Origin of the sequence: Campylobacter sp. FU_520 (genome assembly GCF_025772385.1) — a bacterium.
Lineage (GTDB): Bacteria > Campylobacterota > Campylobacteria > Campylobacterales > Campylobacteraceae > Campylobacter_D > Campylobacter_D lari_C.
Map to the genome: position 1 here is coordinate 31736 of NZ_JAKMRZ010000004.1, position 22889 is coordinate 54624.

Here is a 22889-nt window from a genome sequence, read left to right on the forward strand (position 1 = left end):
AAAAATAAAATATAAAAAGCCCTTAGAGATAAAATCTAATCACTATCATTTGATGTTTTGAGATTGACTAGTCTATAATTTAATTGCTTTTGAAATAACTCTTTATATTTTTTTGAAAAATTTTTATGATATAAATCTAACTCAAAAGCTTTATTTGTATCTTTTATGCTAGTATTATTTTCAAAATAATAACCATTATTTCCATCATACACTCCATTTTGATCAATCCAAACAAGCTCATTAAAACCAAATTCTAATTTTTCATTTTTTATAGGTGCTAACATATTTCTTCCACCTAGACTTAAATACTTTGTATTGCTAAGAGTAAGATTATAAAGTGTTGGAAAAATATCCTTATGCGAACCCACACGATTTTTATCATAATAAATATCATTTTTTAAATACTTTGGAAGATATAAATAAAAAGGTACACTATAAGCAAAAGCTTTTTGGGATTTTATATCCATTTTAATATCTCTAAATCTATGATCACCTGTAGCAGCAATAATAATATTTTCTCTCAAACTACTTTCTTTTATGCGATCTAAAAATTTTCCAAATTCATCATTTGCATACGCATAAGCATTTAAAGCACCTATAGAATCACCGATAATAAATTGATTTAATATCTTTTTATCTAAAGCATTCTCATCGATAAGTTGTGTTTTGCTTTTGTGTATATAAGGTCTATGAGTGGAAATACTAAGAGAAATAACTAGCGTAGGATTTTTAGCATTTTCAAAAATAGAATATATTTTTTTATACATAAACTCATCAGCTATACCGTATTTGTGTTTTGTTTTTTTAGCTTGTGGAAAATCTTGCATAAGCGTATTTTCATCTATAATTTCATCTACACCTTGATTTTTAAAATAATTGCCAAGATTATACCAAGAAGCATTACCACTATAAACAAAAACTATTTTATACCCTGCATTCTTGTAAATTTGCAAAGGCGTAAAGGCTAATTTTTCTTTTTGATATAATCCATTTGAAATAATATTTGGACTAAAAAAAACCAAACGATTAAAACTTTCCATGATGTTAATATAAATATGATTTTTAGCATGATTTTGATGTGTCAAAGTAGTATCAAACATAGGAAAAAGTTTTTCTTCTAGTTGATTAAGCTGTTTTATATCTACGCTTTTAAATTCTTGTTGATTTTTATACTCTTTATATGCCCATGAAAAAGCCATCAAAGGATTTGTGGAAATTTCATTAAAAGCTTTTATAGTGCTAAATACATAACTTGAAGCTCTTAGCGCATTATAAGTAAAATGTCCTCTTAGCGCTACAATATAAGCATAAATTAGTAAAATGTTTAATAAAATAAAAAATACAAATTTTACTTTAATAGTCTCTAATTTTAAGCTAAGAATTTTAATATTAAGATAAAAACAAAATATACTAAAAATTACAGCTAATAACAATGCTTTTATAATGGGATAATCAGAAAAAACTATAGATAATATCGCCTTAGTATTATCATCTTTTAAACCAAAAATAAAAATATCAATTTTGCTTGCATAAAGTTGAAAGTAATAATAATATATAAACGCAGAAATTAAAACAACAGAAGCTATAAAAGCTATATAAAAACTAGAAAAATAAATATAAAATTTAGCGATTACCCCCCCCATAGCGTGATATTTTCTATCTTTGAAAACCAAACTTATATAAGAAAACAAACCACACAAAAATAGAGGTAAAAAAATAGCACTAAAGGTTCTCATATCATGACCTAATCCATATACATATACCATTAAGCTATTTTCACTTTCATTAGTTAAATTTTTTATCATCAAAACCTAACTAAAGCAAAAATTCCCATAAAAATAAAACTAAAAGAAAGAATTTGTAATAAAATTTTTCTCATTATATTCCTTTAATAATATTTTCTTGTTAAAAAGATTATTCTTCATAATTTTTCACAAGCTTATCAAAACCCCATAAATTTCTAGCTTCATTTGCTTTACTAACTTCTACCACAAGCATTTCTTCTTGATCGCCAAGTTGCTCTTGCACTTCGCCAAAAGCATTAATAAAAAAGCTATCTCCATAAAATTTCCACTCATTTTCTTGCTTTAAATTACCTATGCGATTAACCCTTAAAATACTTGTTGAGTTTAAAAAGGCTCTTGTTTTTAAAAGCTCTAGCCATCTTTGATTGCTTTCAAAAGTACTAGCTGTGGGAATAATGACTAAGTCTATCTTTTTTTTCATGATCATTTGCCAAAAGATATCAAAATGTGCCTCAAAGCCAAAAAGTAAAGCACATTTTAAGCCCTCATGTGTGAAAGTAAAAAGTTTAAGTTTATCGGTTTTTTTATTATTAAAAAATTTTTCTTCATTCCAGTGTGCATAAGGCATTAAAATTTGTTGCTCATACGCTTTTACATTTTGTGGGCTTACTTTTAAGCATAGTTTTTTTAAGCCATCATTTTCTACACTGATAAATGGTGCAATAATGTTTAAATCATATTTTTTAGCAAGTTTTATCAAGCTTGCTTTTTTACTTTGACTTTGTTCTTTAATCATACTTTTTGGCATAGTTTTTAGCTCACTAAAAAAGCTATTTAAAACATACTCACCTAAAACCACCAAATTCGCACCACTTTCTTTAGCAGCTTTTAGATAATAATCAAGCCTTGATTCGCTCAAAGCCAAAGTGGGAAATTGTAAAGCTACAACACTACTCATCTACCTGCTCGATTTCTAATTTAGCATTTTCAAGCATAGTTCTTGCTTGCTTGATACTTTTTAAACCATCTTTATAAATTTCCACACAAGTTTTAAGGTCTAAATCTTTATCATTAAGTTTTTCCAAAGAAAGCTCAGCTTGTTTGATATGATCTTCAAATTCCATTAATTACTTACCTTATAATTTGGTGCTTCAGCAGTGATAGTTACATCATGCACATGGCTTTCTTTTAATCCTGCTGCGGTGATTTCTACAAATTCAGCTCTTTCTTGGAAAGCTTTGATATCTACTGCACCTACATAACCCATAGAAGATCTAAGCCCACCTAAAAGTTGATGCACTACACTTTTTATGCTTCCTACATAAGGCACCCTACCTTCAATTCCTTCAGGCACTAGTTTATCTTGAGCTGTACCTTCTTGGAAATATCTATCCGAACTTCCTTTTTGCATAGCACCTAAGCTTCCCATACCACGATAACTCTTGTATTGTCTTCCTTGATAAGTAAATAACTCACCTGGACTCTCATCAGTTCCTGCTAAAAGTGAACCTATCATCACACTACTTGCACCCGCTGCAATAGCTTTTGCGATATCACCTGAATATTTTATACCCCCATCAGCAATTACTGGCACGCCGTATTTACTTGCTTCTATCGCACATTCATCTATAGCTGAAATTTGAGGCACACCCACACCTGAAACAATACGCGTAGTACAAATACTACCAGGTCCTATACCTATCTTAATAGCGTCCGCACCTGCCTCACATAGATCTTTAACTGCTTTAGCACTTGCAACATTTCCTACTATCACATCTACATTAAACTCAGCTTTAATCGCTTTTAATGTATCAATAATCCCTTTAGAATGTCCATGCGCACTATCCATTACTATAACATCAACTTCAGCTTCCACCAAAGCCTTTACGCGATCAAGCTGACCCACACCCACAGCTGCAGCTACTCTTAATCTTCCATAGGCGTCTTTATTTGAATTTGGATATTCCTTGCGTTTTTTCAAATCTTTTATAGTGATTAAGCCTTCTAAGTGGTTATTTTCATCTACAATAGGGAGCTTTTCTACCTTATTAGTAGAAAAAATCCTTTCTGCATCATCTAAAGTAGAGCCTTTTTTAGCAGTAATTAAAGGCATTTTTGTCATTACATTTTCTACTAAGTTATCAAAATTAGTTTCAAATCTCAAATCACGATTCGTTAAAATTCCTATTAAAGTTTTATTCTCATCTACCACAGGAACACCTGAAATTCTATATTCAGCCATGAGTTCTAACGCTTCTTTAACACTTGCTTTAGGCCCTATATAAATAGGATCCATAATCACGCCACTTTCACTTTTTTTAACTCTTTTTATCTCTCTAACTTGTGAAGCTATATCCATATTTTTATGGATTACCCCTATACCACCAAGTCTTGCCATCATAATAGCCGCTCTATGTTCAGTAACTGTATCCATAGCAGCTGAAATTAAAGGCATATTCAAGGTGATATTTTTTGTAAGCCTTGTTTTAATATCTACTTCTTTAGGCAAAACCTCAGAATATTGAGGAACTAGTAAAACATCTTCAAAAGTCAAAGCGCGTTTGATGATTTTCATAATTTTTCCTTTATTTGTTTTTGATAATTTCTTCCAAGCTTAAAGCACCATCTAACAAAGTTTGCTCATCGTAAGCTTTGCATATAAGTTGAGCAGAAATATTAAGTCCATTTTCATTTTTTCCTACAGGCACGCTAATGCCACCAAGTCCTGCTAAATTCACCGAAATAGTAAAAACATCTTCTAAATACATTTGCACTGGAGTTTTGATATCATTAAAGCCAAAAGCAACGCTTGGAGCAACTGGCATAAAAATCAAATCACAATCATTTAAAATTTCTTCATATTTTTGCTTGATAAATCTTCTAGCCTTTTGTGCTTTGATATAATATGCATCATAATAGCCACTACTTAAAACAAAGGTTCCTAGTAAAATTCTTCTTTTTACTTCCTCTCCAAAGCCCTCGCTTCTACTATTTACATACATTTGGCTAAGATTGTCACATTTTTCACTTCTTCTACCATATCTTACACCATCATAACGGCTTAAATTTGCACTTGCTTCAGCCGCTGCTATAATATAATAAGCCGCAACATCAAATGTAGAATCCATTAAGTCTTTATAAACAATCTCATGGCCATTTGCTTTTAACATATCTATGGTTTTTAATAAGGCTTGTTTTACATCATCATTAGTTTGTTCTACATAGTTTTTAATCACAGCTATTTTTAGCTTTTTATTTGCATTTAGTTTTGGCGCGGTTGGTTCAAAAGCTATGTTTGCACTTGTGCTATCTTTTTCATCATAACCTGCAATAGCATCATATAAAATCGCAGCATCTTCAACATTTTGCGTCAAAACTCCGATTTGATCAAGGCTTGAAGAATACGCTGCTAAACCATACCTACTAACTCTTCCATAACTTGGCTTAAACCCAACACAACCACAAAATGCAGCAGGCTGTCTTACTGAACCACCTGTATCCGAACCCAAACTTGCTAAAGCTATCCCCGCAGCAACTGCAGCAGCACTCCCCCCACTACTTCCACCTGGGACTTTAGCATTATCAAGTGGGTTTAAAGTCTTACCATAAAAAGAAGTCGCACTCGTACTTCCCATAGCAAACTCATCCATATTACATCTTCCAAATGGAGCAAAATTATTTTTGCGTAAATTTACAATAGCACTTGCATCATAAGGAGCTACATAGCCTTGTAAAATTTTAGAACCGCAAGTTAACTCCCAATCTTTTACACTAATATTATCTTTTATAGCTACTGGCACACCAGCACCTGAAGTGCTTAAGTCTTTATTTAAAAATTGCTCTACATAAGCACCTAAATGCTTTTGCTGATGTGCTTTTTCATTTAATTCTTTTTTTAGATTTTCTAATTCTTCATTTGAAAATTTCAAAGCTTCTTTTAAAGTTACCATTATTTATCCTTAAATTTTTTAACCAAATAAAACAAAAAAAGCGTGATAAATAAAAAGCTCAATAAAGTAATCACTACCACGCTAAAAGGTAAAGCTTGCTCAAACATTTTTTGCTTTTTCCACGCTATTACATCTTGGACATAAGCATTCTTCTTCTTTTGCTAAAAACTTCCAACATCTTGGACACTTGTGCAATGAAGAACGCACGATTTTAAAACTATGATCATCTATTTTAAACTCACTCAAAGCTTCTTTATCATCTAAGCTTTCTACCGAGCTTACCATAAACCAATCAGCTACTTCTTCAATATCTTCACTCAAAAGCTCATTTGCGCTTATTTGCAAGCTTAACTCTAGGGTTGATTTGATGATTTTATCTTTTTTTAACACATCAACAAGCTCAAAGAATTTTTCTCTTGATTTTATAAATAATTCATCTTCGATTTTATACTCATAATCAAAGCCATTTTTTAATACCAAATCAAACACATCTTTAGCATTTTCTTTAATAGCCACATTTGCATGCTCTAAAGCTTCATCTATGGTGTAGGTAAGACTTGGGGCTAAAAGCGCAAAAAGTTTTCTAGCTATTAGCACCATAGCACTTTGCGCACTTACTCTTTTTGTATCATCTTTTGCATTACAATATAATCTATCTTTGCACACATCTAAGTAAATTCCACTTAAATCCGCACTTAAGAAATTTAAAAGTACACTAAAGCCTTTTGCAAATTCATATTTTTCAAAAGCAGCTTCACATGCTTCAAAAGCAACTTTTGCACGCATTAAAATCCACTTATCTAAAAGTGTGAAATTTTTTGTTTCTAAAAATTCCATATCATTAGTATTTGCAAGTAAAAATCTTATAGTATTTCTTATCTTTCTATACTGCTCGCTTACTTGTTTTAAGATATTGTCTGAAATTTTTAAATCCGTTGAATAATCACTAAGCATTATCCAAAGTCTTAAAATTTCTACCCCATAATTTTTAGCTACATTTTGAGGTAAGATCACATTGCCTTTTGATTTACTCATTTTTTGACCTTTCTCATCTACGGTAAAGCCATGAGTAAGTATGTTTTTATATGGAGTTTTATGATTGATCGCGGTAGAAATTAAAAGCGAGCTTTGAAACCACCCACGGTGCTGGTCACTTCCTTCAAGATACATTGAAGCTTGATATTCTCCTGCATCATATCTTGCTGAGTTTAATACTGCTTCCCAAGTACTACCACTATCAAACCAGACATCTAAAATATCATAAACTTTTTCTAAATTATTTGGATCATATTTGCTATTTGGCGGTAATAAATCTTTTATTTCTAAATCCCACCACGCATCAGCTCCATTTGCTTCAAAAATTCCCACCAAATGATCTAAAATATCATCATCAAAAATCACTTCTTTGGTGTTTTTATCTCTAAAAAACGCTATAGGCACACCCCAATCTCTTTGTCTTGATATACACCAATCAGGACGATTTTCTATCATAGAACTAAGTCTTTTTACCCCACTTTCTGGGTAAAATTTCACATTATTTAATTGTTCTAGCGCTAGCTCTCTTAAAGATTTTCCATCTAGCTTTTTCTCATCCATTAAGATAAACCATTGTTTTGTAGCTCTATAAATAACTGGTTTATGTGTTCTCCAACAAAATGGATAAGAATGTATAAATTTAGAACTCTCAAGCAAGGCCTCGCCAAGCAATTCTAAAATGCGCTCATTTGCTTTAAAAATATGAAGTCCTATAAACTCATTTAGTAAATGCTCTGGTAAAAGTCCTTTGGCCCTTAGTGTTTCATCATAACACCCACCATCATCTACTGGCATAATCACTTCAATGCCATATTTTAAGCACACATAATAATCATCCTCACCATGACCTGGTGCAGTATGTACAAGCCCTGTTCCACCTTCCATTAAAACATGATCGCCTAAAATAAGAGTGGATTTTCTTTGATTGAGTGGATTAATAGCATTTAAATTTTCAAATTCAACACCTAAAAGTTCTTTTTGAATTTTTCCTTGAGTGAAGTTTTTATTAATCATATTTTCAAGCAAGGCTTTAGCAAAAATATAACCTTCTTCAGTAATAACATATTTTTCATTTGGATTTAAAGATATAGCTTGATTTGCCGGTAAAGTCCAAGGCGTGGTAGTCCAAATCACTGCTTTTGCTTTTTTTACACCTAGCTTTTCAAGGGAAGTTTTATCAAGCTCAAAAGCTACAAAAATAGAATAATCTTCTTTATCTTCATACTCTACTTCAGCTTCTGCTAATGCACTCTTAGCAGCCCAGCTCCAAAAAACAGGCTTACTTCTTTCTAGCAAAAGTCCTTTTTTAGCGATTTTACATAAAGCTTTGTAAATGTCAGCTTCAAAAGCATTTTTCATAGTCAAGTATGGCTCATCCCAATCAGCAATCACACCCAAAGACTTAAATTCATCTCTTTGGATATTTACAAATTCTCTCGCATGCTCTCTACAAAACTCACGAATTTCTTTTTTGCTTAAACTTTGCTTTTTATCTTTAAGCTTAACTTCAACTTGTTGTTCTATCGGCAAACCATGACAATCCCAACCTGGAGTAAAACGCACTTTTTTGCCTTGAAAATAATGCATTTTTATGATGATATCTTTTAAAATTTTATTTAAAGCATGGCCAATATGCAAATGTCCATTAGCATAAGGAGGGCCATCATGTAAAGTAAAACTCTCACTTACTCCTTGTCTTTTTTGTTTCATTTTCTCATAAGCATAGTTGTTTTCAAACCACTTGCTAAAACGCTTAGGCTCAAGCTCTGCTAAATTTGCACGCATTGCAAAAGTCGTATTTGGAAGCAATAGCGTATCTTTATAATCCATATAATCCACCTTGAAAAATTTAAAAATAGTAAATTCTACTTAAAATACTTTTAATTTGCACTTATTTTTTTGTTATAATCGCAAGAAAAAAAAGGAAAATCATGAAACATCTTATCATCATTATAGGTAGTGAAATCATCATCAATGAAAATTATATGCATTATATACAAGAAGAATACAAAAAGCAGTTTTTAGAACTTCATGAGCTAAAATTTATAAATAAACCCGATAAAGAGCTTCCTTTTTTACTTGAAAAACTTTCTAAAGAATATAGCTATATGACCATTTTTAGCATTAGCGAATACTATGCAACCATAGCTAAAATCATAGCAACCTTAAATGATGATGTTTTAATATTAGAAAATGACACCTTAGTGCCTTCAAAAGCTTTGCGTGAAAAAAATTCCTTTTTAAGTTCTTTTGAGCAATGTCATATTAATTTATTAAATATAAATATAGAGCAAAAATTGCCTATGATTTTACAAAATCCTGAACTTGACTATGCCTATTTTTGTCTTTTAGATATAGATGAAATGAGTGCAAATATCTTACTTAGCACGCTTACTACTTCTTTTGAAATTCAAACTAGCTCAAGTGCATTATTAGATAATCTCATTTGTATTAGAGCAAGCGCTAGTCAGTATGGAAAACTAGAAGGATTTTTAAAAGGGGTGTTTAAACTTTTTACAGGCAAAGTATTTTTAGGAAACGATCCTATTAAATTTATAGCTAAAAAACTTTTAGAAAAAAACTTAAAAATTTCATTTGCAGAAAGCTGTACCGCAGGGCTTTGCGCTTCAAAATTTGCTGAAAATTCAGGAATTTCTAGTGTATTTGAGGGTTCTTTGATCACTTATTCTAATCGTTTGAAAAATTCTTGGCTTGGAGTAAGTAATGATACCTTAGAAAGTGTTGGAGAATACTCTGATCGTTGTATTTATTTTATGTTAAAAGGGGTTTTTAAAACCACAAATTGTGATTTTGCTTTAGCGCTTAGTGGGGTAGCTGGAGAAGAGAATGATAAAAACACCAAAGCAGGCACCATCTACATAGGAGCTATGTATAAAGATGGAACCTTTTTACAAGAATGTATTCACATACAAGGCAATAGAAATTACACAAGAGAACAAGCTAGTTTGGCTGCATATTGTTTAATGCTTAGATTAAAACCTGAAATTTTCTTTGGGGTTTAAATAAATCTTGTGCGCTAAAATTCGTACATTTTTAAAAATTTAAACATTATTGCAGAAATTTAATCTTATTTTCTAAAACACTTTTTGGGGTAAGTCCGATGAATTTTTCATTTATTTTGCCTTTTTCATCATAAAAAACTATCACAGGCACACCATAAATTCCACCCACAGCTTTAGACAAAAATGAACTTGCTTTGACTTCATATATAAGTGGTAAATTTAACTTTTTTTCCAAGAGAATTTTTTGAGCTTCTTCTTTTGATTTAGCTCCATTTAACACCGCTAAAATAGGAAAGTTTCTTTCTTTATAAAGCTCGTTTAGCATAGGAATTTGCGCATTACACGCACCACAATCTTGGGTGAAAAAAAATAAAGCATAAGCTTGATTTGCATTTTGTGTTTTTAAGGTTTTTTCAAAACCATCATATTTAAAAGTATAGTTTTGATTTGAATTTAGGGTTTTAAATTCATTATTTGAGCATGCACTAAAGAAAAAAATGCTTATTAAAGCCAAGAAGCAATAGAAGCTTTTAGTTGCGACCATGGTTTTTCTCCTATGATTTTATCTTGTACAACTCCATCTTTAATGACAAAAGTAGTTGGCACCGCAAAAACACTAAATCTTTGCCATGAGATATCTAAATCATCTTGTAAAAATGTGATATTTTTGTAATCATATTTTGTAGCAAATTCTTCAAAATCCTTACCCTTATCTATAGAATCAAGTGCTAAAACAGTCATTTTTTTAGGGTATTCATTGGCTAGTTTTTCCAAAAGTGGTAAATCTTTTAAACAAGATGCACAACCTTGCTCCACAAAAGTTAAAACAATGAGATTATCAAAATCAGCTAGTTTGATTTTCTCACCTTGTAAATTTTTAGCTGCTATTTCTGGTGCTTTTAGGCCTATTTTACCACCATTTTTATTGTTGTTTTCAAAACACGCACTTAAAAAAACTAAACATAAACAAGCTAAAATGATACTTTTAATTTTCACTTTTCATCACTCCATGGCTTAAAATGATAGTTCTATCAGCAAAGGTTGCTAAGTCTGGATTGTGAGTGATTAAAACTATGGTTTTGCCATCTTGTTTTAATTTACAAAAAAGCTCTAGAATGTTTTTTTCATTTGCCTCATCTAAATTTCCAGTTGGCTCATCTGCTAATAAAATTTCAGGATCATTCACTAAAGCTCTTGCTATACATAGCCTTTGTTGCTCCCCACCACTTAATTGGCTTGGTAAATGCGTAAGTCTGTGTGAAAGCCCTACTTTTTCTAGCGCCATTATAGCGTCTTTTTGTTCTATACTTGAGTGATAAAACTGAGCCAGCATAACATTTTCTAAGGCATTTAAATAAGGTATTAAATGAAATTGTTGAAAAATCAAGCCTATTTTTTCTCTTCTAATCACGCTTTTTTCTTCTTCACTTAAATTTCCAACTTCTTTATCATCTAAAAAATACTCCCCACTACTTTGAGTATCCATCAAAGAAAGTATATTTAAAAGTGTTGATTTACCTGAACCTGATGGACCCATAATGGCCAGCCATTCGCCTTGCTTTACTTCTAGGTTGATATTTTGCAAAGCTTTAACTTCATTAAAATTACGATTTAAATTTGAAATTTTTATAATATTTTTCATCACTCACCCTTTAAATTTTCACAAACATTGATTTTTAAGGCTTTTTTTAGCGGTAAAATACTTGCAAAAAATGCAAATACCAAAGAAACAAGTACCGCAAAAAATACTGAAAGCAATCTAAAATCTATACTTGCATTAAAAATCAAATATCCAAAAATATTTGCCAAAAAATACCCAAAAAAAGCACCAAGCAAACTAGCGCTTAAGCTTAAAATAAACACTTCAGCTCCAAAGAGTTTGATGATTTCTTTATGCTTAGCTCCTAGTGCAAGGTGCAAGGCTATTTCTTTTTTTCTTGAAAAAATCACTGCACTAAGAGTGGTATTTACACTCAAAGAACTAATGAGTAAAATCGTTAAGCTAATCAAAGCCATCAAAGCTTTAATCTTTTCTAAAATCATACCTTCGCTAATGGATACTGAGGCGATGACTTTAGCTTCTACATTGCCCTTGCTAAGTTCTTTTGCTTTTTGATCTAAACTTTCATAATCGCCTAGCAAAATAGCTTGAGCATAATTTATCACTTCTTTAGCTGCTAACTCTTGAGCTTTTTTTAAAGAGATGATTAAAACTCCATCTTGCTCATCATTGCTTCTTAAAATAGCTTTGATTTTTACTTTGACTATTTTGGAAATACTTGGATTATAAATTTGTAATTCTTGGCCTATTTTAAGTTCAAGTTGTTTAGCTAAATCAGCTCCCACAAAGGCACTATCTTCACTAAAATCACTCAAAGAAAAGCTTCCTTTTAAAACCTCCATAAAAGGCTTAGTAAGCTTCAAATTTGCAAAATCAATTCCAACAACTACCGCGCTTGAACTTTCAAGATTATAAAAACCGTATAAAAATGGGGTTAAAGCCTTTGCTTTCAAGCTTTCTTTAACTTGATTAAACTCATCCATACTTGAAAACTCATCATCTTTTGGCGTGATGATAAAATTAGCCCCATAAGCTTTTAATTCTTTAGATAATTTTGTGTCAATATCAAAATAAATATTAAAAAATGAAGCACTAACCATAGCACCCATAAACACAGCTATAAAAATAACACAAACTCTTTTATAAGAAAAAATAAGAGATTTAAAAACCTCTTGTATAAAAAAATTATTTACCATATAAAACCTCTGAAGTAGAAAGTTTAGAAATTCCTTTGATAGAAAACAAACATCCTAAAAATACTATAAGCACTGCAAAAAATAAACAAATTGGTAAAATAATCCAAGATATAGCAATAGTATGATCAAATATACTTAGAGCAATAACTTCTGAAACCCCCACACCAAAAGCAAAACCAAAAACAGCTCCAACTAAAGCTACCACAACCCCTTCTAGCGCAAAAATCATATAAATTTGCAAAGTGCTAGCACCCAAAGCTTTTAAAAGTCCTATTTCGCTTTTTCTTCTAAAAATATCTGCACTCATTAAAGATGATATGGCTATGGAAGCTACGATTAAGCATATAATGCTAACTACTGCCATTAAAGATTGAATTTTAGATACTATCAAACTTTCTGCATCTGAAATCGCACTCACTACTTTTGTGCTAGCGCCTTTAAAATCTTCTGCGATTTGATAAGCAATAGAACTTACATAAGCAGTACAATACCACTGATCATACTCAAGCTGATCAAGACTATCTACATCACGTCTTGCTTTTTGTGCTAAATCATTTTCAGGTATAGTCAAAGCTGAAACTTCTGCTTTTGAGAATAAACCTTCTTTTCTAGAAAGTTTTTGTGCTAAAAGTAAAGAAGTAATGATTTTATTTGAAAAAGCTTGAGTTAAATCCATAATACCAACAATTTTTACTTTAAAAATTTGATCATTTTGCACAAGGGTGATTTCATCATCTATTTTTAAATCATACTTTTGTGCTAAGTCTTTTCCTAGCATTATTTCATCTAAACTATCATCTTTTGGATAATTTCCTTTGATTTGACTATATTTGTATAACTCTTTAATGCCTGCATAAAAATCATCATCATCTTGCACCTTTATAGCTTTATCAAAATAAGTTCCCACTAAAGAGATATTTTCATAATTTGCATTTGGAGTTTGAATTTTTACTTGGGCATCTAAAAATGGCGCAAAGGCATTGATATTATTTCTCCAAAAAATTTCTTTTATAGTATGGAGTTTGCTTTCTTCTAAAAAATTTTGATTTTTCAAAGGCTCATAGATTTTATTACCCACTTCTACACTTAAACTTGCACCTTTAGGTAAAACTAAAATATTTGATCCATAACTTCTTAATTCTTTTGTGATTTCATTACCTATACCCAAAGTAAGATTTAACATAGCAGCCATAAGCAAAGTAGCTAAAAAAATCGTTAGTAAGGCTAGAGATTTTTGGATTTTATTTTGAAAAATGGAATTTTTTACAATCTTAACTTGCATAGTCATTTCCTAATAAATTATGAATTCTATATCTTGATGTTTTATTCATATCGATGTATTTTAAAGGATCATTTTTAAACTCTTCATAGTTTTTTTCATTGGCAAAAAAATATGTTCTACCTTTATAAACATAAGATCTTGGTGCTTTTAAATTAATTAATTCAGTATTATCAATAGGATCATAAACTTTCTTTTCTACTACTTGAGTGAAAAAATTTACCCCATCTAAAATTTCTGAAAAAGGTATAATAACCTTACCATTTTCAAATTTATATTTCATAGGGATAGGATTACACCCACCTGCCTTACCTACACTTGGTAAGAAAATTCTAACATTACATGAGATACAAATTAACTCTCCACCTTTTTTAACATACCCCATATCCCCACATATACTACAAGCATCAAAAACAGCTACTGGCGAGTCTTTATCTTCTCTTTTGTTAATTAAGAAAAATCTCACTACCTTGCCCTCATCACTAATATAAGCAAAGCGATGTAAATTATTATCTCTTAAAATCGCTACATCAAAAACAAATTCATCATTTTCATTTGGCTCTACATAGGTTGGCTCATCTATGGTTACCGGTCTTGAAGCATGTAAGTCATAAAAGAGAAAAATACAAAGACTTAAAATCATAGCGCTAAAAATACTTGCACTAAAGCTAGTTATAGTTGAATTTTTTGCTTGATTTTTTCTAAATTCTATATCAAAATCTTTTTTCTTGATGTTTTCTCCCACTCTTTGCTTTAGAGCTAAAACTATGCAAATAAATAATAATAAAAACCATATATATGTATAAAATTTAGCATAATATACACTTTTTGCCACATAGCTTAAATACAAACTTTCTGTTTCTATCACACCTTCTCTCATAAGGTGTAATAAAATTTGAGCTAAAGCTTCATTTAGATAAAAAATCACAATAATAAATAAAAATAAATTTAAAAACTTAAATTTAAATTCCATTAACCATCTTGTAAAAAGATAAACCCCAAAGCACACAATAAAAGCAAGCAAAATAAGCCCAAAAGAGCTAATCGCTAAAGAATCTAAAAAATTAGTGCTTAATATAGGAAAGTCTATAGAAATATGTAAGTATTTTATACCAAAAGCAAAAGATAATAAAAAAAGCAAAATAGTTTGAATTTTTTCTTTTAAAAAATTATTTTTCATAAAAGAAAAAACGATAATACCCAAAAACAATAAAACAAATAAAACATCATTAGAAAAATATAACAAATCATAACTTAGTGTTTTAGCACTAATAAAAAAAGCAAAATAAGAAAAAACAAAACCCACAAAAGCAAGTTTAAACACTAAAGAATTTTTTAGATTATAAAAAAATAAAGCACTCAAAAGCGCATAAGAAAAAAATACTCCAAAAAAATGTACAAAATAAATCGACATAGGCTCTTCTTTGATAGAATTTATTTATAAAATCAATAATTTCATAAATAAACCCTAGCAAAAAGCTAGGGAAAAATCACTTAGGTTTTCCTGTGTATTTGAAGTTATATTTAACCGAAAATGGCTCAAACCACTTACCAACACCTGTTTCTTTATCAACATGGCGTCCAAAACCTTGTTTTTCTGGGCTTTCTATTAAAAATACTAACTCATAGTTTCCTATGCCTGTATCCATTTTTAAATTTGCACCATAGTGAGGGCCATCATCTGCAACCATAGGCATAAGAGTTCCTGTTTTTACTTTACCATTATCAAGATTAGTTAGCTTATAAGCTATAGTTAAATAAGGGATCCAAAAACCTTCTGGAAAGCCGTTTTTATTGCCCTTTAATGCATGAATATCTGCTTCAAGGTGAATATCTGCTAAACTTGCTGCAAGGTCAATCCCTCTTGGCTCCATTTCGATTGGTTGTAAATAAACCGCTGCTATTTCCATACCATTTAACTCATAAGGATCGCCAATTGGCACCTCTGCTGCAAAAACTGAACTAGCTAAAATACTAGCTGCTGCGCCTAAACTTAATAAAGTTTTTTTCATATTTTTTCCCTTTTATTTGAAATTTGCTTTGTTATAAAAATACCCATAATGAGTAAGATTAAAACCATAAACTGAGGTATGATGCTCTCATAGTAAGGATAAATTCCAAGCCATAAAATTCCTTCAAAATCAAAAGGAAGTAAGCTTGGTGTAATAACCTTAGCTTCTATGAGCTCACCAATGCCTTTGCCTGTAAAGACAAAGACCATATAAAAAATAATGTATGAAGTTATATAGAAAAATTGTTTTACTGGTATTTTTAAAGCACCAGCTTTTAATAAATAATAAAGTATGATAAGTATGATTAATCCACTAGCTAATCCTATAAATATAAAACTATAATCCGTGCTTGTTTTTGCATCAAATAATAAAGCCTGATAAAAAAGAATAGTTTCAGCACCTTCTCTATATACAGCTAAAAACACACTAAACCATAAGGTTTTTGCTGAATTATTAGAGATAGCTTCAACTGCTTGAGTTTTTACATAATTTGCCCATTTTTTATTTTGTGCATTTGATAAAAGCCAAAAACCCACATAAAATAGTAATGCAACAGCCGCAAGCATAGTAATGCCCTCTAAAAATTCTCTGCTTTGCCCTGCTTGTTCTTTAAAAATCCATGATATAAAAAATGCCGTTACAAAGCTTAAAAACACTCCACTCCAAAGTGCTGAATATACTATATTTAAACGCTTTTTATTACCACTTTGAACTAGGTATGAAACTATAGCTACAATGATAATTAAAGCTTCCAAACCCTCTCTTAAAATAATACCTAAAGCCCATATAAATAAAGACATAGGCGAAGATTCTTGAATTTTATCCAAAGAGCTTTCTACTAAGGCACTAAGCTCATCAAAATTTTGCTTTAATTCTTCTTTAGAGGCACTTGCTTTAATAAGTGCAACACCTTTTGAAAAATAACTTTCTATTTTTAATTTTAAAGCACTATCAATAGCACCAATTTTACTTTCCATACCACTTGCTTCAAAAATATCCAAATACACATTTTGTAAAGCATCTATGCTATTTAAATTAAATCCCTCATAATTTTGCAAAATATCATTAAGAGCAATTTTCATATCATCATATACTTTAGTATAGTTTTTAGTACTCATAGTATTTTCATCAAAACCTTTAACTTGAAGTAAGGCTAATTCTTCTTTAGGTAAAGCTAAAAACGCTTCATATAATAAATCTGATATATTTGAAATTTCATCTCTAATAGTTTTTTCATCTAAAGTATTAGCATTGATTTTTCTTATAATAGTTCTAAGTTTAGTTTGAATTTTTTTATCCACCCCTGCTTTAGTATATCTTGCTACTAAAACTTCCACTTTTGAGTTTCTATAGTCTTCAAACAATGCTGATTGAATCAAATCTTTAGCTTTTTGATAGTCTTTATTTACAAAAGCTAATGCAGCTTGATCAAGCTTTGAAATCATAGAATCCATCAAAAATTGCAATCTTGCATCCAAAGCTGAAGCTTCTTGCAAAGCTAGCAATGCTTCATCTTTTTGGGTGCTTTGCTCTTGAGCAATCAAACTTTGAGTTGAGTTTTGTGAAGTTTGCTCTTTAACATTCTCTCCAAGTAAAGCTGCAAACATCGCTTCAGCTTGTGCTTGACGCTCTTTTTCTGCTTTTAAAGATGAGCTTTCAGCTGCTTTTTTATCATAATTTACATCACTAGCTTCAGCTTTAAGTTGAAAGCCTTTTTCTAAAATAGGAACTATTTCATCTAAATCAAAATACAAACTACTAATCAAAGCTTCTATTTTAGAAAAATCTTCTTTATCTTTATATAGCTTTCTTAAATTAACAAATTTACGCTCCATAACAATGGCTTTTCTACCGACATTACGCCCAATAGAACCTTCCATGGTTTCAAAATGCTGAAAGTATGCATCTTCTGCCTTTTTTTTCGCTTCTAAATTTTTATTTTCTTTATATAAAATCATACTTTCATTTAAAATTTGTTTGATTGCTTGGGCTTCTTTTTGATAATCAATCTCTCTAGCATAAACAATAGAACAAAATAAAAAAATCATTAACAAACTTATTTTTTTAAACACTATTTTACTCCGAAATGATATTCATTTTTAAAATCATAGTCGCAAGTATAGTACTAGCTTTCTTAAATTTAGATAAACATTATCATTATTTATTTCATAATAAATAATACAAAAATACTACAAAATGCTACTTTTAGCTACAAAATAAGCTAAAAAATTCTTATTTTTAAGCATATTGTTTATTTTTTATTTATTTTAATCATAAAAATAAGTTTTTCTTTGCTAATATGTGTTGTTTTTAAAATTACAAGGAGTTTTTGTGTTAGTAATCACTCATGAAAAACCAAGCAAGCTCAAAAAAATGTTAAAAAATTTAGGTTTTTGGGTGATTATAGGAATTATAGCTGGCATTAGCCTTGGTTTATTAGATAAAGAACTTGCACTAACTAGTAAAATCGGGGTAGATTATTTTATACAAGCTTTAAAAATTCTCATAGGACCTATTATATTTTTAACTATTGTTTTAGGGGTTGTTAGTCTTGAAAGCTTAAAACAAGTTGGAAGTATAGGCGCTAAAGCCTTACTATACTTTGAAGTAGTGAGTACTTTTGCTTTAGCTATTGGTATTTTTATGGCAAATATTATGGGACCTGGAAAAGGAATGAACCTTGATCCAAGTACCCTAGATAAAGATAGTGTAGCTCAATTTGTCAATAACAATATAGAAATAAGCGCGCAAAATGAGATTTTGCATATTTTAAAAGATGCTATACCTACTGACATCATCGCTGCTTTTAGCGAAGGAAAAACCTTGCAAATTTTAGTTATAGCTCTAGCTTGTGCTTTTATTGTTTCACTTATGAGGGTTGATGAGAGAAAAGCTATACAAAAAACCTTAGAAATAATGCAAAGTTTTGTTTTTAAAATTCTAGAAATTATTATGTATTTTTCTCCTATTGCTGCTTTTTCTGCGATGGCATTTTTAGTGGCAAAATATGGGCTTGATTCTTTATTAAATTTAGGATATTTACTTATTGTTATGCTATTTGCTTCTTTGCTTTTTATCTTTGGAGTTTTAGGACTTATTTGTTTTATTGCCAAAGTTAATATTTTTAAATTTATGCGTTTTATTTCAAGAGAAGTTTTGATAGTTTTTGCCACAAGCTCTAGTGAATCAGCACTAGCTCCACTTATGAGAAAACTTGAAAAAGCAGGAATTTCAAAAGCCACTGTAGGTTTGGTATTGCCAACTGGGTATAGTTTTAATCTTGATTGTACTAATATTTATTTGGCTATGAGTTTGATTTTCCTTGCGCAAGCTTTTAATGTAGAGCTTTCTTTAACGCATGAAATTAGCATTTTAATCGTACTGATGATAGCCTCAAAAGGTGCAGTTGGCGTAACTGGTTCAGGTTTTATCATACTAGGAAGTACACTTGCAGCTTTATCTAATATGCATATAGCAGAAGCTAATAATGGCTTAGGAGCAAGTTTGGGAGAGGTTTTACCTGTGGCTACCATTTCTATACTTTTGGGTGTGGATAAGTTTATGTCTGAAATTCGTGCGGTAGGAAATTTATGTGGCAATAGCGTAGCAGCTTTAATCGTAGCTATTTGGGATAAACAAATAGACTGGGAAAAATTCCGCTACGCTCTTGATAATCCTAAAGAATTTACAAACGCAGGTTTTGATTAAAAAACCTCTTTTTGTATTTTTTCTACATATTTTTCTCTTAGCTTTTGGGTATAAAAGCCTACTTTACCATCATTAATTACCCTACTATCTGCTTTTATAACACCCAAAATCAAAAAAGTAGCTGCGGAAATAAATACCTCATCAGCTTCATACACTTCTTTCATACTAAAAGCTCTTTGATCTACTTTAAGATCAAGTTCTTTGGCAAATTTCAAGATATTTTTACGGCGAATTCCTGGCAAAATTTCATTAGAAAATGGCTTAGTGATTAAAGTTTTATCCTTAATAATAAAAGCTGAACTACTAGAAGCTTCCGTTACTAAAGCATTTTCCACCATAAATGCTTCAAAAACCTTAGCTTTTATAGCTTCTTCTTTTGCAAGACATTGAGCTAATAAAGAAATAGATTTTATATCCCTTCTTTTCCATCTTAAATCAGCTGTTGAAATAACACTCACCCCGTTTTTAGCACACTCATGCTCAATCACCTTACATTCAAAAGCAAAAGCCATAATAGTAGGTTTTAGTCCCTTTAAAAGAGCAAAATTTCTACTAGCAACCCCTCTAGTAACTTGCATATAAAGCCCGCCTTCTTTAAGAGAGTTTTTAATGATTAATTGCTCTAAAATATTTTCAAATTCTTCTTTTGTATAAGGAATTTGTAGTTCAATTTGAGCCAAACTACGCTCAAAACGCTCCCAAAATTCTTCTTTGTCAGCTATTTTTGCATTTACCACAGGAACTACTTCATAAATTCCATCTCCAAAGATAAAACCTCTATCAAAAACACTCACTTTAGCTTCGCTAGCTTTTACAAACTCATCATTTAAAAATACCACTTCCATTTCTTGCATAAACCCTCCTTTTAATCAAATAAATCAATAATATCTTTTGGTAAATCAAGCTGATTAGAATAATAAAAATACTTAGCTAAAACTAAAATTCCTATATAAAATTCTATCTTTTCGTCTAAAAATTGCTCTATGTAAGTATGGGCATTTTGAATGATTTCTTTTGCTCTATGCGGGTTAGCTAAATAATAATCAAGCAAAGCTTCTACATTTTCATAATCATCATCAATCAAAGCAAAATGCTCATTTGGAACTAACTTTCCTTCCATAAACCAAGTTTCATAACGCATTTTGGGGGCTAAAACTAAAGAATTAGAACTTAACGACCAAATCAAATTACTAGCAAAAGTGTTACCTTCAAGTGATATTAAAAATTTATACTGCAATTGATCTTGCTTACTTAAAAATGTTTTTTTCCACTCATTATAACCTTTTCCTGTGTGACCAATATCACATTTTTTATTTGAAATATTTTTTTCAAAAAACTTCACTCTATTGTTTTGGTAGGCAGCACCTCTAAAAATAGCAATGTTTTTTTTATCTTCAAAAACATATTTATCCTTTAAAAAAACAAAATGTCTATTTTTATCTAACTTCATAATTATATTATTATAGTTATTATTGCAAATAGGTCTATCTTTGCAAATTGAAGCTTCTTTTAAAATATAAGAAATATCACCAAAAGCTTTAATCCATAAAAAATCATCATTAAAATATTTACTAATAGCATAAGCATCATAAGCCAATGAAGTTTTCTTAAAAGGGAATTTTCCTATTTTTTCAGCGGCTTGTGATAATGCAATATGCTTTGCTCTATCAAAAGTCAGTTTATTGTAATAATTTATTCTCTTTTTTATATACTCTTTTTTTTCTGTGTTCAGTAATAAGATATCAGAAAAAATATTTTTTAACTTACTCTGAAATAAAATTCTTGGAATAAAAGCTCCGCCTATGCCTTTTACATTCATCATAAATCTAGAATCTGCCATTTTTCTTCCATTTTGATATTAAAATAATATAAATTTTAACACAAGATTTCATTTACAAGACTTAAAAATTTAGTTTATTTAAAAACAAAAATGTTAAAATCACAAAAATCACATACTAATTTTGGGTAAAACAATGAAAATACAAGAATTTATTTTAAACTTTATTTTTAAAGTTTCAAATCAACCTGTTAATTTAAAAGATTTACTAGAAGCAAACGCCTTGCTTAATGAAGGCATGATGGTAGATCCTGCAAAATTAAATTTTAAATTTAAAGTGTTTAATTCTTATCTTATTTATGCATTTTTTTGCGCTTTAATTATCATTCCTCTAATTTTAATTACACATTATTTTTTGACAATTATTGATTTTCATATTAGTATTTTAAGTGCTATTTTTGTTACTGCTTGTGTTTTTATTGGCTATGATATTTTTAAAATTTACACTAGAAAAATCATTAGCAAAAGATTGTTAAAAAAAGCCTGGGCTTTACATTTTCCATATTTTGCTTATGAAAAATACTCAAAAATAGCAGAAAATATTTATAATCAAGCTATTAAAGAAGAAATTCCAAAAAATCAACTCGAGCAATATGTTTTAGAAAAAATCATTCAAACACAAGATTAATCTAAAAAGTCTAAAACTTGATTTTGAAAATACAGTGCTTCAAGCTGTCTTTTAAGTTCTTTGTTTTCTTCATCTAAAACAAGTTCTTGCGATCTTAAATCCGCTATATCTCTACTTACATAATAAATTTGATTTCTAATATAAATTTGTGGGAAAAATATCAACAAAGCAAATGCTATCATCAAACCTGCGTATAATAAATTTTTAGGACTTAAATTTTTATTTTCCTCGCTTACTATACTGTCTAAAAGCTCGTATTTATCTTCTTGATTATATTCTTGGTTTTCTTCAAGTCTTACTTTTTCTTCTAAAATTTTTTGTTCTTGCTTGGCTAGTTTTTCTTTTTCTTTTAATTCCTCTTGAGCTTTTCTTAGTTTTTCTTGTTCGATTTTTTTTTGCTCTTTTAATTCTTGTTTGAGTTTGGCTTTTTCTTTTCTTTTTTCTTTTAAATCTTGAAATTTTGAAGCGACAAAGACATTACTTTGAGTAAGGATTTTAGATATTTGAATAGAATCTTTATTTTCTTGCTTTTTTTCTATTTTCTTAACTTCTTGTATTGATTTATTATTAATTGCTTTAGAATTTGCAATATTTTTTTTATCAAATTTTTCTTTTTGTTTTTTGAAAAAATTAAGTTGTAATTTAAAAGGCTTTTTTTCTTCTAATTTAACATTAATCAAATCTTCTTTTAAATAAATAGCGGATTGTTTTTTAGGTTTTTCTTCGTATTCTTCATCAAAATCTGTAAATTTAGGTCTTTTTTTACGTTGTATTCTATTTTTTAATATACGATCACTTTCATTGAAGTTTTGCTCATATTCTTCATAAGGCCTACCTTCTTTAATAGCCCTAGAATATTTCAACATTTTTTCACGTATATTTTGTTTTTCTTTTAAAAAATCATCTTCAACCATT

20 protein-coding genes are annotated in these 22889 nt (G+C 29.9%); 3 read left to right on the forward strand and 17 right to left on the reverse strand.

Annotated elements, in window-relative coordinates; translation table 11 throughout:
• Positions 1 to 35: 35 nt before the first annotated feature.
• From L8W55_RS02275 to ileS, 6 genes are all read right to left on the reverse strand, one after another.
• The gene (locus L8W55_RS02275) at positions 36 to 1766 is read right to left on the reverse strand and encodes an LTA synthase family protein (RefSeq protein ID WP_318529899.1); all 1731 of its coding nucleotides are present in this window, start codon (positions 1764 to 1766) and stop codon (positions 36 to 38) included.
• A gap of 148 nt (positions 1767 to 1914) precedes the next feature.
• Positions 1915 to 2703, reverse strand: coding sequence for a carbon-nitrogen hydrolase family protein (locus L8W55_RS02280; protein ID WP_263677133.1), 789 nt, complete (start codon positions 2701 to 2703; stop codon positions 1915 to 1917).
• Positions 2696 to 2869 (reverse strand): exodeoxyribonuclease VII small subunit, encoded by a 174-nt coding sequence (gene xseB / locus L8W55_RS02285; protein WP_039618888.1) that lies wholly within the window; start codon positions 2867 to 2869, stop codon positions 2696 to 2698. Before xseB ends, L8W55_RS02280 begins: the two co-directional genes overlap by 8 nt.
• The gene (gene guaB / locus L8W55_RS02290) at positions 2869 to 4320 is read right to left on the reverse strand and encodes an IMP dehydrogenase (protein WP_039618890.1); all 1452 of its coding nucleotides are present in this window, start codon (positions 4318 to 4320) and stop codon (positions 2869 to 2871) included. The genes xseB and guaB overlap by 1 nt, the downstream gene beginning before the upstream one ends.
• A gap of 10 nt (positions 4321 to 4330) precedes the next feature.
• The gene (gatA, locus tag L8W55_RS02295; protein ID WP_257939076.1) at positions 4331 to 5695 is read right to left on the reverse strand and encodes an Asp-tRNA(Asn)/Glu-tRNA(Gln) amidotransferase subunit GatA; all 1365 of its coding nucleotides are present in this window, start codon (positions 5693 to 5695) and stop codon (positions 4331 to 4333) included.
• Positions 5696 to 5794: 99 nt separating this feature from the next.
• The gene (ileS, locus tag L8W55_RS02300; protein WP_263677134.1) at positions 5795 to 8560 is read right to left on the reverse strand and encodes an isoleucine--tRNA ligase; all 2766 of its coding nucleotides are present in this window, start codon (positions 8558 to 8560) and stop codon (positions 5795 to 5797) included.
• 101 nt (positions 8561 to 8661) lie between these two features.
• Here ileS and L8W55_RS02305 point away from each other — a divergent pair, with 101 nt between their 5' ends.
• The gene (locus tag L8W55_RS02305; RefSeq protein WP_263677135.1) at positions 8662 to 9753 is read left to right on the forward strand and encodes a CinA family protein; all 1092 of its coding nucleotides are present in this window, start codon (positions 8662 to 8664) and stop codon (positions 9751 to 9753) included.
• A 46-nt stretch (positions 9754 to 9799) separates the two neighbouring features.
• Here L8W55_RS02305 and L8W55_RS02310 read toward each other — a convergent pair whose 3' ends face one another.
• The 8 genes from L8W55_RS02310 to L8W55_RS02345 all read right to left on the reverse strand — a co-directional run bounded on the left by L8W55_RS02310 (position 9800) and on the right by L8W55_RS02345 (position 17849).
• The gene (locus tag L8W55_RS02310) at positions 9800 to 10297 is read right to left on the reverse strand and encodes a TlpA family protein disulfide reductase (RefSeq protein WP_263677136.1); all 498 of its coding nucleotides are present in this window, start codon (positions 10295 to 10297) and stop codon (positions 9800 to 9802) included.
• A complete protein-coding gene (locus L8W55_RS02315) occupies positions 10258 to 10749 on the reverse strand; it encodes a TlpA family protein disulfide reductase (protein ID WP_263677137.1) in 492 nt (163 codons plus the stop codon). The genes L8W55_RS02310 and L8W55_RS02315 overlap by 40 nt, the downstream gene beginning before the upstream one ends.
• Positions 10739 to 11395, reverse strand: a complete 657-nt coding sequence (locus L8W55_RS02320) for an ABC transporter ATP-binding protein (protein ID WP_012661870.1) — start codon at positions 11393 to 11395, stop codon at positions 10739 to 10741. The genes L8W55_RS02315 and L8W55_RS02320 overlap by 11 nt, the downstream gene beginning before the upstream one ends.
• Positions 11395 to 12510 carry an ABC transporter permease gene (locus L8W55_RS02325; protein WP_263677138.1) on the reverse strand — a complete coding sequence of 372 codons (1116 nt, stop codon included), beginning with the start codon at positions 12508 to 12510 and terminating at the stop codon, positions 11395 to 11397. Before L8W55_RS02325 ends, L8W55_RS02320 begins: the two co-directional genes overlap by 1 nt.
• A complete protein-coding gene (locus tag L8W55_RS02330; protein WP_263677139.1) occupies positions 12500 to 13792 on the reverse strand; it encodes an ABC transporter permease in 1293 nt (430 codons plus the stop codon). The genes L8W55_RS02325 and L8W55_RS02330 overlap by 11 nt, the downstream gene beginning before the upstream one ends.
• Positions 13782 to 15203 (reverse strand): Fe-S-containing protein, encoded by a 1422-nt coding sequence (locus L8W55_RS02335; protein WP_263677140.1) that lies wholly within the window; start codon positions 15201 to 15203, stop codon positions 13782 to 13784. Before L8W55_RS02335 ends, L8W55_RS02330 begins: the two co-directional genes overlap by 11 nt.
• 76 nt (positions 15204 to 15279) lie before the next feature.
• Complete coding sequence (locus L8W55_RS02340) at positions 15280 to 15801, reverse strand: ferrirhodotorulic acid transporter, periplasmic binding protein (RefSeq protein WP_012661874.1); 522 nt, start codon at positions 15799 to 15801, stop codon at positions 15280 to 15282.
• On the reverse strand, positions 15798 to 17849 hold the full coding sequence (locus tag L8W55_RS02345; RefSeq protein WP_263677141.1) for an FTR1 family iron permease: 2052 nt from the start codon (positions 17847 to 17849) through the stop codon (positions 15798 to 15800). Before L8W55_RS02345 ends, L8W55_RS02340 begins: the two co-directional genes overlap by 4 nt.
• A gap of 325 nt (positions 17850 to 18174) precedes the next feature.
• Here L8W55_RS02345 and L8W55_RS02350 point away from each other — a divergent pair, with 325 nt between their 5' ends.
• Positions 18175 to 19509, forward strand: a complete 1335-nt coding sequence (locus tag L8W55_RS02350; protein ID WP_263677205.1) for a cation:dicarboxylate symporter family transporter — start codon at positions 18175 to 18177, stop codon at positions 19507 to 19509.
• On the opposite strand, the gene L8W55_RS02355 is transcribed toward L8W55_RS02350, so the two are convergent.
• Positions 19506 to 20363 (reverse strand): D-amino acid aminotransferase, encoded by an 858-nt coding sequence (locus L8W55_RS02355; protein ID WP_263677142.1) that lies wholly within the window; start codon positions 20361 to 20363, stop codon positions 19506 to 19508. The genes L8W55_RS02350 and L8W55_RS02355 overlap by 4 nt on opposite strands.
• 11 nt (positions 20364 to 20374) lie before the next feature.
• Positions 20375 to 21349 carry a glycosyl transferase family 90 gene (locus L8W55_RS02360; RefSeq protein ID WP_263677143.1) on the reverse strand — a complete coding sequence of 325 codons (975 nt, stop codon included), beginning with the start codon at positions 21347 to 21349 and terminating at the stop codon, positions 20375 to 20377.
• A gap of 133 nt (positions 21350 to 21482) precedes the next feature.
• Here L8W55_RS02360 and L8W55_RS02365 point away from each other — a divergent pair, with 133 nt between their 5' ends.
• Positions 21483 to 21974, forward strand: coding sequence for a hypothetical protein (locus L8W55_RS02365; protein WP_087700007.1), 492 nt, complete (start codon positions 21483 to 21485; stop codon positions 21972 to 21974).
• Here L8W55_RS02365 and L8W55_RS02370 read toward each other — a convergent pair.
• Positions 21971 to 22888: a hypothetical protein gene (locus tag L8W55_RS02370; RefSeq protein WP_263677144.1), complete on the reverse strand. Its 918-nt coding sequence runs from the start codon at positions 22886 to 22888 to the stop codon at positions 21971 to 21973. The two genes, L8W55_RS02365 and L8W55_RS02370, sit on opposite strands and share 4 nt — an antisense overlap.
• Position 22889 lies beyond the last annotated feature (1 nt).

Coding starts and splice junctions, on each gene's coding strand:
- L8W55_RS02365 (WP_087700007.1), top strand. CDS start 21,483: ATGAAAATACAAGAATTTATTTTAAACTTTATTTTTAAAGTTTCAAAT.
- L8W55_RS02320 (WP_012661870.1), bottom strand. CDS start 11,395: ATGAAAAATATTATAAAAATTTCAAATTTAAATCGTAATTTTAATGAA.
- L8W55_RS02325 (WP_263677138.1), bottom strand. CDS start 12,510: ATGGTAAATAATTTTTTTATACAAGAGGTTTTTAAATCTCTTATTTTT.
- L8W55_RS02310 (WP_263677136.1), bottom strand. CDS start 10,297: ATGGTCGCAACTAAAAGCTTCTATTGCTTCTTGGCTTTAATAAGCATT.
- L8W55_RS02345 (WP_263677141.1), bottom strand. CDS start 17,849: ATGATTTTTTTATTTTGTTCTATTGTTTATGCTAGAGAGATTGATTAT.
- guaB (WP_039618890.1), bottom strand. CDS start 4,320: ATGAAAATCATCAAACGCGCTTTGACTTTTGAAGATGTTTTACTAGTT.
- gatA (WP_257939076.1), bottom strand. CDS start 5,695: ATGGTAACTTTAAAAGAAGCTTTGAAATTTTCAAATGAAGAATTAGAA.
- L8W55_RS02305 (WP_263677135.1), top strand. CDS start 8,662: ATGAAACATCTTATCATCATTATAGGTAGTGAAATCATCATCAATGAA.
- L8W55_RS02355 (WP_263677142.1), bottom strand. CDS start 20,363: ATGCAAGAAATGGAAGTGGTATTTTTAAATGATGAGTTTGTAAAAGCT.
- L8W55_RS02350 (WP_263677205.1), top strand. CDS start 18,175: ATGTTAAAAAATTTAGGTTTTTGGGTGATTATAGGAATTATAGCTGGC.
- L8W55_RS02340 (WP_012661874.1), bottom strand. CDS start 15,801: ATGAAAAAAACTTTATTAAGTTTAGGCGCAGCAGCTAGTATTTTAGCT.
- L8W55_RS02280 (WP_263677133.1), bottom strand. CDS start 2,703: ATGAGTAGTGTTGTAGCTTTACAATTTCCCACTTTGGCTTTGAGCGAA.
- L8W55_RS02330 (WP_263677139.1), bottom strand. CDS start 13,792: ATGCAAGTTAAGATTGTAAAAAATTCCATTTTTCAAAATAAAATCCAA.
- ileS (WP_263677134.1), bottom strand. CDS start 8,560: ATGGATTATAAAGATACGCTATTGCTTCCAAATACGACTTTTGCAATG.
- xseB (WP_039618888.1), bottom strand. CDS start 2,869: ATGGAATTTGAAGATCATATCAAACAAGCTGAGCTTTCTTTGGAAAAA.
- L8W55_RS02335 (WP_263677140.1), bottom strand. CDS start 15,203: ATGTCGATTTATTTTGTACATTTTTTTGGAGTATTTTTTTCTTATGCG.
- L8W55_RS02360 (WP_263677143.1), bottom strand. CDS start 21,349: ATGGCAGATTCTAGATTTATGATGAATGTAAAAGGCATAGGCGGAGCT.
- L8W55_RS02370 (WP_263677144.1), bottom strand. CDS start 22,888: ATGGTTGAAGATGATTTTTTAAAAGAAAAACAAAATATACGTGAAAAA.
- L8W55_RS02275 (WP_318529899.1), bottom strand. CDS start 1,766: ATGGTATATGTATATGGATTAGGTCATGATATGAGAACCTTTAGTGCT.